The organism is Candidatus Poribacteria bacterium (assembly GCA_009839745.1).
Taxonomy (GTDB): Bacteria; Poribacteria; WGA-4E; order WGA-4E; family WGA-3G; genus WGA-3G.
This window is the reverse complement of the sequence record VXPE01000009.1, coordinates 1-11,770: the sequence shown is the minus strand read 5'-3', so window position 1 is coordinate 11,770 and position 11,770 is coordinate 1. Positions and strand designations below refer to the sequence as shown.

Genomic DNA, 11,770 nt, shown 5'->3' with positions numbered 1-11,770 from the left:
TAATTCTGATATATGGATATGATTTGAGTCCCGTAGGGACGATATGTTTATAGAAATGCGGCATTAACATCCGTTTTGAGTCCCGTAGGGACGGTATGTTTATGGGATAATATCAATATCTGTGAAAATAACAAAAACAATGCGTTAATTAGCACAAGCCGTATAATTTATAAGTTCTTACGAGTGTTGGATAAAATGGCTATGACACGAGAACCAAGATGGGTGCTATGCGTTTTAGGTAAAACCATTGCTTCAACATACGTATTCAGGGTGTTTTTTTTCAATTTAAGGACAGTCCTCCCTTGAAATGGTTTTCCAGTTACCGACACTTCATACAAAGGAGAAGACTCCTCAATTGATTTATGCCTCGGTATGTAAGGAGAAAAATGCGTTCCCCGAACGAAATATTGCACCCGTAAACTCATGGGAGGGGACTCCCAAGGATCATCACCGAATAAGCTTTGTTGATACTTTGATGCTTCAATTTCGTCCTTTTCAGCAGGCTTGTGGCTGTAATCCAACACGATCAGAGCACACGGATAGAAATCCGTTGTAATCATACGAATCGCGGCCGCTTCTAAAGAAACCTCATACAACTTGGAAAGTTTCTGCAGAGATTTTAGTGAAACCCCCATACTTTTAACATCCAAATCAAATTCAGGTGTAGGCATGACAATCTCACTTGCTCCGAGATCACACAAAAACTCTACTTCATTTTGAGGATCGAATTTACCACTTTGGTAGCGCGCATGACACTTGTCCTGATATCCAGGAAAAAAAGTATGAACAATTTCATGAGCTATTGAGAAATTTTGCCGTGCTTTAGGTTTATCAGGGTTGTATCTGATGACCACTCGCCCATTTTCTGCGGGATGGAGTTCAGCGTCCTCACTATGTGTTAATTCAACAGATTCCTCGCACCGGATCCCCAATATAGATGCGAGAACCTCGGGATTGAAAGGCGGACGATCCCATCGGAAATGTCTGGATTGTCGCGCTACATTGAGTTTGTCCTGAACTAAACTCCGAATAATCTCCTCTGGATCTTGAGATATTTCTGAATAACGGTCTATGAGTCGTATGACTGAGTCATGAAAATAATACTTATTGCCAACTTTAATATATCTTTGTTTCATCGTTTCCTCATCACATACCGGATCGTTTGCAGAATGTGCTCCCATTCTTCAATAGCCTTGGGTTGGTTCCCTCTATACCGAATATTCATCAGCATTCGGACATCCTCTTTTTGAATATCCAGGGCTTCTCCTCGTTCATCGATAAATTCACGTAAAACATGCGGAACATCTTCATCTTCAAAGTCTTCCGCATAAACGCGGACAGGCTGGTCAAGGAGATCTGCAATAGTTACACCAAGTGCTGAAGCAATTTTGAGCAATATCTCAGCCGAAGGTTGCTTACTCACATCGTTTTCGAGCTGCGATAAATAAGCCTTAGAGACACTTGCTTCTTCAGCCAGCCCATTAAGTGAAAGCCCCTTTTCTTCCCGGAGTTGCCTGATTTTTTGCCCCAGTTTCATGTGAAATGCCTCCTAATTTTGGTAATTATGTTGCTATTTTATACGAATTTGTTCATTATTACAAACTTTTTCTTGACAAAGGGTTTGCTATATGGTATAATATTGTTCGTTAAGGTAAACAAATGGATTGTTGTTATAACGTTCATACATCATCTTTCCGATGAATGAGATAAAGGTATTTTACGAAGTCTCAAGTAACGCAAGGAGCACTTTTCATAATGGCAAAGGCGATTGCAGCGCGAAGAAACGGGGATGAGTACCAAGCCAGAGTCTTTTGGCTGAAGTTGCTTGAGCTCAGAACCAACGATTATGTCAAATCTGTCACTTTGGAAAGCGATCGCGTCTCTTTTGTCGATGATGTCGTCGTCTCCTACAGTGAACCCATAAAAGATCGAGTAACAGGGAAACGAGAAGTCGTTTATGAATTCTTTCAATGTAAGTACCACATGACACAACATGGCGCATTCACTCATGAAAATCTCATAGATCCAAGGTTTATCAGCAATCAAAATTCAATGCTGAAACGCCTATACGACGCGTATGTAGAACTGTCAGAAAAACTTCATCCTGACGCGTACAGGTTGTACATCTTCTCCAACTGGCATTGGGCGAATCACGATACACTCGCCAAGCATTTACATGAGGAAATGATTCGTCCGACCTTTTATGAGAATGGCCCGAGATCCGCAGCGGGGCAAGTGCGTTCTAAACTCGCAGCACATCTCTCTATATCCGAAGAAGAACTTCGTACTTTTCTGAATACCGTTCGGTTTACGCTCGGAAAGAACCTTGTGGATCTCGAAAGGGAGATGGAACCTCGCCTGAAATTAGCAGGACTACAACCTATTGACCAAACAGTAACTCATATCCCTTATGATAGCCTCGCTTGGGAACTTTTTGCACAGGGGCGGAATTTGTTTGATGAAGTGGCTTTTAACCAGATGATTCGTGAAGAAAAATTAATGGCACTCCCCGCCACAAAGCATAGCGAAATCTCCATCCAAAGTTTTGGGCAATTCGCACGGCGACCCAGCGACCTTCAAGTCGCACGTCTCGATTTACTCTCGTTGTTTGATGAACGTTTTCCTATCATGGATACACATTGGAAAAAGGAGATACCTGAGAAAATTTCAGCATTCATGTTGGACCCCAAATTAATGGATGTACCACAACCCATCCATATCTTCTTTGATTGTCATCTCAGTATCGCGTTCTTTGCCGGGCATCTGGTGAGTCCTAAACATCGGATTCAAATCATACCCACACAAAAGAACGGAAGCGACTACGAACTTTGGAAACAGTGTGAGCCAGATCCCGACACAAACCTGTGGAGGTTCCAAACCTTTGGAAAAATTGATGAGGAAGTCATCGTGGAAATTTCTGTGACGCATTGCATCCAGAAACAGATGCAAGTTTACCTATCTGCTGAAGGATACAGCGAACTACCGCAAATTCGAGTTGCTCCTACAGGAGAAATCGGACCCACTGCGGTATCGGGAGGCACTCACGCATGGCAGCTCGGGTATCAGCTAGCGGAACAACTTCGCGAGATACTCCCTGAGACGTGCCAGACGGTCCACCTCTTTTTTGCAGGTCCCGTTGCATTGGCTTATGTCTTTGGACATACATTACGTTATATCACCCCACATATTCAACTCTATGAATACGACTTTGAAGGGCAACGCGGCGGCCGGACATATTATCCGAGTCTACGTATTACCTATTAACATTCAACAATTAGGAGGACAATTCCATGGAATTACCAACCTATTTTACAAAGTTTCTCCAAGGCATCCGTCCCACGAAGAATCAAAAAGATGACTGCCAAACAGGACATCAGACGTTACGCAAGCGACTTGAGAATTACGAGGATTTAAAACAGATTCTTGTTAGCACTTTTCTACAAGGGAGTTACCGGCGAGCGACTGCTGTTCGTCCAAAAGGTGAGGCAAAATTAGATGTTGATATCATCACCGTCACGCGCCTGAAGCGAGAGAACTATCCAAATCCCGATGATGCTATGGATATCTTCGTTCCCTTTTTGGATGAGTACTACGAGGGTAAATATCAAAGACAAGGACGTTCATTTGGAATTGAATTATCGTACGTGAATCTCGACCTCGTTATCACCTCGGCACCGTCTGAAGCAGAAGAGGAAGCTTACAAAAGTCAAGCTGCCCGAACATTCCTAACCCCGGAGGATATTGATGATTGGTTCTTAAAAAAATCTTGGGTTCCGCCGGAGAAAAGGAGCAGTCAAACCGCTTTTTTTGAAGCGATCCGTCAAGAACAAGAATGGAAAACCGAACCGCTATGGATACCCAATCGCGATGCTGGTGACTGGGAGGAGACCCATCCATTAGAGCAGATCAAATGGACCTGGGGAAAGAACGCCAGATGTAATAAGCATTACGTGAATATCGTCAAACCCATAAAATGGTGGCAAAGAGTCCACCACCCCGACGACAGACCCAAAGGCTATCCGCTTGAACATCTCATCGGAGTCTGTTGTCCTGATGACATAACATCTGTTGCCGAAGGGGTGACCCTCACGCTGGAAAACATCGTTGCGAATTATGGTGCGTATGCAGAATGCGAACTTGTCCCCTATCTACCAGACCACGGTGTACCTGGACACAATGTTTTAGATAGGGTGTCTGGTGAGGAGTTTGCCGAGTTTTATGAACATGCCGAGACAGCTGCTGAAATAGCACGTGAAGCTCTTGATGCTGAGACAAAAGAAAAGTCCATTGAGAAATGGAGAGAATTGTTCGGTAACAAGTTTCCCGATTCCGATGATTCTGATGATAATGGGAATAGCGGGAACAGTTCAAAAGGTCCCTTTGTCGCACCACTGAGAGAACAGACAGGTGATTTAACACCACGCAAATATGGATAGACCAGATATGGATAGACCGTCGTGTGAATCCTCCGATGCTATTATAGAAGCATATGACCTTCTGTGTCGACAACGTCTCGTTGAAATTACCCTGCCGCTTCGCGAGAATCTAAGAGAAGGAGAAACAGGATGGGAGTTTGAGTGTGTTGCTAAAGCCCCCTATCCGAACGCTGAGAAGTTGCCGGGGGAAATCACTTTACGCGTCGTGATACCTGAAACATTCCCGAGGGAACCCGTGGACTTTTATCCCGGAAATGTCAACGCGTTCCCACACCAAGATGCTGAATCTGGGAAATTGTGCTTACCCGAAGAAGCACTCGCACCTCTCAATGCATCCCGGCTTGTTTGCTACGTCAAATGGGCCATCGAATGGCTCGAAGACGCAGCAAATGGTAGACTTCTACAAACTGGCGAACCGTATGAATTACCAGACTTTAGCCGTAAATTTTTGGAGTCGCCGTTGCCAGCAAATGTCCCTTTTATCTTTGAGGAGTCTCCAAAACGCTATGGAAAATGGGAACCCTTCCTCGGCGCATCCGGTGACGTCGAATGCTATTGGGGCAAGGGTATTCCAGCGATCTTCGCTGTTAAATTTTACCAGAAGGACGGTTCATTGGTTAGAGAGTCAGAATTCGCACAGGATGCGTTGGAAACAAACAGCAAAATCAAAGGAAAATGGCTGATCGTACGCGACATCCGTTACGAAAGACATCGGCCACCTCAAACCTATGAGGAGATGGATACGTTGTGTTCAAGGAATAGTTTGGACTTCTATACACTTCTCAAAGAAGTTTGGAACCTTAAAAATTCGTATAAGTTCGGAATTCTCCTCATCGGTTTTCCGATTCCAGAAAAAGTTGGATCACCGTTCACCGAAATCCATTGGCAACCCCTTCTTTTTCAAAATCTCAACGGATTCAGATCCCAAAAACGAAAGCCTCGCTTAAAAGGTCCTGCTCGTAAACCCAGACAAATCTGGCAAAGATTGAAAGAAAATGGATGTTTCTCACCCTCTCAACAGTTACCATGGGGACAGGTTGAAAACGTCGCACGTGATCGGTTATATACCAGAGGTGCGTATCCATCAAAGGTTCAAGCAACCCCTATTGCCGTTTTCGGCTGTGGGGCTTTGGGGAGTTCCATCGCAGAATTACTTACACGCGGCGGCGTACACCAAATGAGTCTCGTTGACCCAGACACGATAAAGTTTGGCAATCTTTGTCGTCATACCCTGGACGGTTCTTCTATCGGTAGAAATAAAGCGCAAGCCCTTGCCGAAACCTTGTCGCTAGCGAATCCCCTTTCAAGGATAAAAGGGTATTCCGACAGGGTCCCCTTAGATTCACGCTCGGATAAGGCAATTCGCCAGGTACTTACAGCTGCCGAAGTATTTGTTGATTGTACCACAAGTGAAGCCGCTTTTCAGTGGTTGAATCAATACGCAGTTGAAAACGGAAAACGATTGATTTCCTTATTTTTCAATTTCCACGCAGAATTGCTCACTTTATGTATATCCGGTGAGGGCAGGTCATGCCTCGAAATCTTTAAGGATCTCAATTACGCCGTTCAAGAGAAGTACACACCGCTTGATCCCGATGTGTACTTCTATCAGCCCTCAAAAGACGAACAAATTATAGAAGGTGCAGGTTGTTGGCATCCGACCTTTCCCGCACTCAATGCACATATTCAAATTCTCGCTGCACACGCTGTAGATATTATCAGCCATTCTATAACTACCAAACAAGAAACAGGAATTGCAGCAATTGTCAAAAGGAAAAATCTCATAGCACAAAATAGTGACCAACTTGGTGTGCTTGTCGAAAAAGTATGGGGAAAGGAATATTGACAGATAGCACTTCACTTAGGTGGCAGTCAGACTGCCAGAAATACACCGTCAGGCTCTCAAATGCTTGTTTTTTGAAAATGATGGAAATGGCACAAGCACATGCTCCAAAGGAAGTAGGAACCTCTTTGATTGGATGTTATTCCGATGATGGCTTTGAAGCCTTTGTTATCGATCTTGCTCCTTTGAGTTCAGATTCAAAAGGTTCGCGGATTTCGTTTTATAGAGGCATCGCCGGTTTGCGAGAGTTCTTTATAAAGCTCCGACAGACTTTCAGGGGTAAACGTCATTACGTCGGCGAATGGCACAGCCATCCAGATGCCGCGCCCCTCCCAAGTCAAAGGGATGACAGGCAGCAGTTAGCGATTGCAAAGGACACAAACACAGCCTGTCCAGAATGCATTCTCATTGTTATCGGACACGCGCTATCAAACGCAGATGAAATGGGCGTTTTTGTATATTCACGAAAACGGGGCAGGATTCTGCTTGCCCCGGCACACCAGAGCGAAAGTATAAGAAATTCACGGACTTCTGTGCAACTACAAAACTGATGGAGAAAGCTTCAAAGTTACCTCTCGTGTTTATCAAGTGCCTCTAATAGGTGTCAAATGTTTTCCTTACGTCGAGTGCGGGTGTTTGTGGTGATACAATTGAAAAATGCTGATGCGTAACTTCCCGAACTCACTACCCAGATAAAAGTTTAGCAGCACCGATAATAGCACCAGATATACTTCCTGTTGCTAATACCCACCACTTAATAAGAGACTTCCAGTCATCTTCAATCCGAATCATCCTACTGTCGTGGCGTGTAAGCTGGTGCTGAATAGTTTCGATATGCACTATTGGTTTCAATGCTTCTTCAATCCGGGTTATTCTTTCATTGTACTCTATAAGAGTTGACTGAATAGTTTTGATTTGTTCTCGAACAGTCGCCCTATTTTCTATAAATTCGGGACCCAGATCTCTGAAACTGCTCGGCTCTTCTTGAAAATCCGACGCTTCAATTCGCACCTGTTTATCCTCCTAACTATTCTCCAACCGTTTCAGAAGCTCTTCAACCTTGGCGCGAAACTGTTCATCGTTTTTCGATAGTTTTAAGGCTTCGAGCAAATCAAGTCTTCCTTCTTCAGATCTACCTGACAGCATTTTCGCTATCCCGCGATTAGTGTAGTATGCTGGATTATTAGGATTTTTACTAATTGCAAGATCAAAATCAGCGATGGCTTCATCATGACGTTCTAGTCTACTTTTTGCTATTCCTTGATTGTTGTAAACACCCGCGAGATTCGGGTCCATACGAAGTGCTATGTTATAATCAGCGATGGCTTCCTCTAACTCACCTATCATAGCCTTAGTGTTACCTCGATTGATGTAAGCCATTACATCAGATGGATTAAGTTGGATAGCTTTGTCATAGTCTAACATAGCTTTCTCCAACTCATCCAAATCAGCATAAACATTACCGCGGTTAGTGTAGGTTTCCGCGAGATTCGGGTCCATACGAAGTGCTATGTTATAATCAGCGATGGCTTCCTCTAACCTACCAAGTCTGGCTTTGACATTAGCCCGATTATTGTAAGCAGCCATGAAATCTGGACGTACCCGGAGGACTGCGTCGAAATCAGCGATGGCTTCCTCTAACTTATTGAGTCTAATTTTCGCCAATCCTCTATTGTTATAGGCTGCCTCAAAATCGGAATTCAGGTTGATCGCTTTGTCAAAATCAGCAATCGCTTCTTCTAATTGATTCAACGCCATCTTTGCATTCCCTCGATTGTTGAGGGTCTCAATATCACGTGGATCAATTCCGATCGCTTTGTCAAAATCGGCAATCGCTTCTTCCAATTTACCTAATTCAGCTTTCACATCACCTCGACTGTGGTAAGCAAAAACTAAATCAGGTTGAATGCGGAGTGCCGTATCAAAATCGGTAATAGCAGATTCATATTGACCTATACTATATCTCGCAAGTCCGCGATTATAGTAAACCAGCGCAGCGTCAGGTTGAATGCGGAGTGCCGTATCAAAATCGGTAATAGCAGATTCATATTCTCCAAGTCGTGCTTTCTGAATCCCTCTTGAGTTGTAAAACTCAGCGTCATCACGCGCCATTACGATAGGATCAGATACTTGAGAAACAATTGGCTGCAGCTTATTACGGTTCTCCATAGGCCCGAAATTATGATAGGTGCCATGAATACTCATGATAATCCTTCCTTACCTTGCCATAAATTACCAATTTATGGTGGATTTCAGTTCCTCTTATCCCTCTACGAAGGTGGGAGGGGGCAGACCTACCGCGCGGTATGCTTTGTAGTGCCACCCAAAACTGGTTATAAGAGTATAGCATATGCGTTGGCGAATAGCAAGATAAAAAAGGAAAAAACTAGAGAATGTTAGATATGCATACCGACAGTAATATCTTTTATGGTGGAACTTACGCAATATTGGTAGAAATCGGGGTGTTCTCGACCTGGCGTTTTATGAAATCTCGGCGTAAGCTGGACTCACCCAAGTTTCATAGCAGCCTTCATAGCGACAGGAGACGAAAACCGTCCAAAACCCAAGCGGGGTATGGGTTTATCGCCTTTCGCCAAACCCAATGATTTTCGGTTTTGCTATGAAAACTGTGAAATTATTCTGTTTTGTGTGTAAGTTCTATACTATTCAAAAGCAAAGCCATTGTATGTCGCATGGGTAGAAGTCCCCTGGGTCCATAGAATGGGTGTAGAGATGTATCTCCACAATGAACTTAATCCATTAGTCGGGGAGCCACCACAAGGCACTCCTATTCCTATTCGTGTAAATCTTCCATCGTGTGAATAGGTTCTTAATCTGATGGCTTCATAGGCTTGACAGGGGGAGTCTCCAAAAATCCGCGAAATCCGTGTCATCCGCGATAATCCGCGATTCAGACAGACAATTGACAAGATATTTACACACTCCTCGAAATACGTCCCTTATGATTGACCTGCCTTCACATCCGTGATAACATATCTCCACAAAAGATACGAAATTTCTAAGGAGCCTCCGCATGGAACATCGCTATCTTTTCCTCGACCTACACCACGTCACCCGAATCGAAAGACTTTACCGTCGAATGCACCAACCGCAACGACATCCCGATAACCCTATCTTGCGTGGTGAGCACCCATGGGAGAGCGTCGCATCCCTCTACGGCACAGTCCTCTACGACCCGCAGGACTCGCGCTTCAAAATGTGGTATCTCACAGGACCTTACGTCGACGGAATGGTGAAAATCCGTCAACGGAACGCACTCGGTAATGTGACGCTCCTCGCTTATGCCACCTCAACCGACGGCGTGCAGTGGGAGAAGCCGATCTTGAACCAAGTCGATTTTGAAGGAAGCACTGCCAATAATCTTGTAGATGTCGGACGCACAAACTGTGAAGGCATGGCTGTCCTCTACGACGAAGGCGAAACGGATCCTGCCCGCCGTTACAAAGGCTTTTATTGGGAGCACGGTGGGATCGACACCTTCATCCAGCACGAGGGACGCACAATCTGGGGACAGGGGGACAGGGACGGCATGTGGATGTCTTTTTCACCGGACGGCGTTCACTGGACAAACTGTGAAGCCAATCCCGTTATTCCGCTGGGTAGTGATACAACCCAATCCTTGGTGTGGGATCCCACAATACAGAAATACGTCGTCTTTGGACGGTTCGGAGCAGGTGGACGCAAAACCGCTCGCGCCGAGAGTCCCGATGCCGTTCACTTCAGCGATCCGCAACGCGTGTTTGAATGCGACGCGGTTGATGAGGAAGGCACCCAGATTTACGGCATGCCCATCAACATCTACGAAGGCATTTATCTCGGTATGATCTGGATCTATCGTGAAGGCGTTGACGGCACGATTGACACGTCGCTCGCGATGAGTCGCGATGGTGTCAACTGGCAACGCGTCTTGGATCGCCAAACATTCCTATCGCTTGGGGAAATGGGCAGTTGGGAGGATGGGATGGTGAGGATTAGCCAGAATTTCGTCATACATGGCGATCACATCTATTTCTACTACGGTGGCGTGAACGGTCCTCACACCGGCAGGAAATTCAAGCAGGTTGAACGGAAGCACACATCCATGCTCGGCTTGGCGACGTTGCGACGTGACGGATTCGTCTCACTGGATGCAGGTGAAACCGAGGGATCCATGCTGACAAAACCGTTGACGCTCAATAGTGGAGAATTACACCTCAACGTCGATGCAAGTGGAGGTTATGTTATCGTCTCCGTCACGGATGATACCGGTGCCTCTCTGGAAAATTACACCTCTCAGCAGATTGTCGGAGATCAATTGGGTGCAAAAGTTAAATTTAATCGTTCGTTGGAAACACTTAAAGGAAAAGAGGTCCGACTCCAGTTTCAACTCAGGAACGCAAGTCTGTATTCCTATTGGTTTGCTTAAAGACACAACTTTCATGCAGGAGTTCTGGATGACGCAATTTTACACTGTCTGTTTTGCCCTGTTCTGCCTATTGGTGTTTCTCGGCTGTGCCACAGACCCCGATATAGATAGCAGCAAGGTCTTCGTTTCATCTACCGATGCGCTGCCCGATGACAAACAACTCTGGGGCAAAGTAACAGTCGCAGACCCAACACGCAACGCCTGGGGCACTGATACGTATGTCGTCAACGATCCACCCTCTATCACCGGCGATGTGTTGACGCTGAGTGTCTCCTACAGCGGCGGATGCGAGGCGCACAATTTCACCCTTATCACATCGGGTGGGTTTCTGGAGTCGAATCCCGTCCAACTCCAGGCGGTTCTCGCCCATGACGCTAACGGAGAGAGCTGCGAGGCGTGGGTAACAGAGACGTATCACTTCAATGTGTCGCCTCTCAAAACACGGTATCAGAAGGCTTATCGCACAGAAACAGGGACGATTGCTTTGAATATCAAAGGCATTTCCGCCCTGGTGTATACGTTTTGAAAGTTTTCATGTTCACATATAAAAATCGGATGTAAAATTTAATCTTGGAGGAAAAAGGTGAAACATATCTATCACAAAGAGGATGCCGAAGTCGTCCGAATTGAAGGCGAGGCACCCCGAACACTATACACACTCGTCGAGCCAAACACCGTTGGCACTGAACATTTCTCTATGGGATTGGAAGAGGTCGATCCGAATAGCGAAATTCCCCTCCACTCACACAGCGAATCCGAAGAAATTATTTTTGTCTACGGCGGACAGGGAAAAGCGTATGTCGGTGATGAAGTTGCTGATCTGAAACCCGGGACAGTCATCTATCTCCCACCGAATGTTGAACACCGTTTTGTCAACACAGGCGATGAACCGCTCTGGATTACATGGACGCTCTCACCCCCCGGTTTTGAGAAGCAGATTCGACGGATTGCAGAGGGTTCCGCTGGAATGGAGGTCTTCAGCGAACCTAAAGACAATTCCTAAGTATAACCGGCTCATGTAAAAAGTAAGTGCTATTTTTTTGAAGTTGTGTTAGCATGTGTCGT

11 protein-coding genes are annotated in these 11,770 nt (G+C 45.3%); 7 read left to right on the top strand and 4 right to left on the bottom strand.

The features are described 5' to 3' along the window. Window positions 1-167: 167 nt before the first annotated feature. Both F4X88_01655 and F4X88_01650 read right to left on the bottom strand, forming a co-directional pair. Window positions 168-1,181, bottom strand: coding sequence for an ImmA/IrrE family metallo-endopeptidase (locus F4X88_01655; GenBank protein MYA54977.1), 1,014 nt, complete (start codon window positions 1,179-1,181; stop codon window positions 168-170). Beyond that, window positions 1,133-1,537, bottom strand: a complete 405-nt coding sequence (locus F4X88_01650; GenBank protein ID MYA54976.1) for a helix-turn-helix transcriptional regulator — start codon at window positions 1,535-1,537, stop codon at window positions 1,133-1,135. The genes F4X88_01655 and F4X88_01650 overlap by 49 nt, the downstream gene beginning before the upstream one ends. 218 nt (window positions 1,538-1,755) lie before the next feature. Here F4X88_01650 and F4X88_01645 point away from each other — a divergent pair, with 218 nt between their 5' ends. From F4X88_01645 to F4X88_01630, 4 genes are read left to right on the top strand one after another with little or no spacing between them, the layout of a single operon-like run. Continuing rightward, window positions 1,756-3,264 carry an SAVED domain-containing protein gene (locus F4X88_01645; GenBank protein MYA54975.1) on the top strand — a complete coding sequence of 503 codons (1,509 nt, stop codon included), beginning with the start codon at window positions 1,756-1,758 and terminating at the stop codon, window positions 3,262-3,264. Window positions 3,265-3,290: 26 nt separating this feature from the next. Further along, on the top strand, window positions 3,291-4,436 hold the full coding sequence (locus tag F4X88_01640; GenBank protein ID MYA54974.1) for a nucleotidyltransferase: 1,146 nt from the start codon (window positions 3,291-3,293) through the stop codon (window positions 4,434-4,436). Beyond that, window positions 4,429-6,282 (top strand): hypothetical protein, encoded by a 1,854-nt coding sequence (locus F4X88_01635; protein MYA54973.1) that lies wholly within the window; start codon window positions 4,429-4,431, stop codon window positions 6,280-6,282. Before F4X88_01640 ends, F4X88_01635 begins: the two co-directional genes overlap by 8 nt. Further along, window positions 6,264-6,830, top strand: a complete 567-nt coding sequence (locus F4X88_01630) for a hypothetical protein (protein ID MYA54972.1) — start codon at window positions 6,264-6,266, stop codon at window positions 6,828-6,830. Before F4X88_01635 ends, F4X88_01630 begins: the two co-directional genes overlap by 19 nt. Before the next feature lie 133 nt (window positions 6,831-6,963). Here the strand turns inward: F4X88_01630 and F4X88_01625 are convergent, their stop codons facing one another. Both F4X88_01625 and F4X88_01620 read right to left on the bottom strand, forming a co-directional pair. Beyond that, a complete protein-coding gene (locus F4X88_01625) occupies window positions 6,964-7,290 on the bottom strand; it encodes a hypothetical protein (protein ID MYA54971.1) in 327 nt (108 codons plus the stop codon). A gap of 12 nt (window positions 7,291-7,302) precedes the next feature. Next, complete coding sequence (locus F4X88_01620) at window positions 7,303-8,484, bottom strand: tetratricopeptide repeat protein (protein ID MYA54970.1); 1,182 nt, start codon at window positions 8,482-8,484, stop codon at window positions 7,303-7,305. Window positions 8,485-9,313: 829 nt separating this feature from the next. Between F4X88_01620 and F4X88_01615 the strand changes: the two genes are divergently transcribed. From F4X88_01615 to F4X88_01605, 3 genes are read left to right on the top strand one after another with little or no spacing between them, the layout of a single operon-like run. Next, entirely contained in the window at window positions 9,314-10,705 is a 1,392-nt protein-coding gene (locus tag F4X88_01615) for a hypothetical protein (GenBank protein ID MYA54969.1), read from the top strand. Between the two features lie 28 nt (window positions 10,706-10,733). Then, window positions 10,734-11,231, top strand: a complete 498-nt coding sequence (locus F4X88_01610) for a hypothetical protein (GenBank protein MYA54968.1) — start codon at window positions 10,734-10,736, stop codon at window positions 11,229-11,231. Window positions 11,232-11,288: 57 nt separating this feature from the next. After that, the gene (locus F4X88_01605) at window positions 11,289-11,708 is read left to right on the top strand and encodes a cupin domain-containing protein (GenBank protein MYA54967.1); all 420 of its coding nucleotides are present in this window, start codon (window positions 11,289-11,291) and stop codon (window positions 11,706-11,708) included. Window positions 11,709-11,770: the final 62 nt, after the last annotated feature.

Bases quoted from the DNA above. Each gene is read 5' to 3' on its own strand.
- F4X88_01655 (MYA54977.1), bottom strand. From the start codon at position 1,181: ATGGGAGCACATTCTGCAAACGATCCGGTATGTGATGAGGAAACGATG.
- F4X88_01650 (MYA54976.1), bottom strand. From the start codon at position 1,537: ATGAAACTGGGGCAAAAAATCAGGCAACTCCGGGAAGAAAAGGGGCTT.
- F4X88_01645 (MYA54975.1), top strand. From the start codon at position 1,756: ATGGCAAAGGCGATTGCAGCGCGAAGAAACGGGGATGAGTACCAAGCC.
- F4X88_01640 (MYA54974.1), top strand. From the start codon at position 3,291: ATGGAATTACCAACCTATTTTACAAAGTTTCTCCAAGGCATCCGTCCC.
- F4X88_01635 (MYA54973.1), top strand. From the start codon at position 4,429: ATGGATAGACCAGATATGGATAGACCGTCGTGTGAATCCTCCGATGCT.
- F4X88_01630 (MYA54972.1), top strand. From the start codon at position 6,264: ATGGGGAAAGGAATATTGACAGATAGCACTTCACTTAGGTGGCAGTCA.
- F4X88_01620 (MYA54970.1), bottom strand. From the start codon at position 8,484: ATGAGTATTCATGGCACCTATCATAATTTCGGGCCTATGGAGAACCGT.
- F4X88_01615 (MYA54969.1), top strand. From the start codon at position 9,314: ATGGAACATCGCTATCTTTTCCTCGACCTACACCACGTCACCCGAATC.
- F4X88_01610 (MYA54968.1), top strand. From the start codon at position 10,734: ATGACGCAATTTTACACTGTCTGTTTTGCCCTGTTCTGCCTATTGGTG.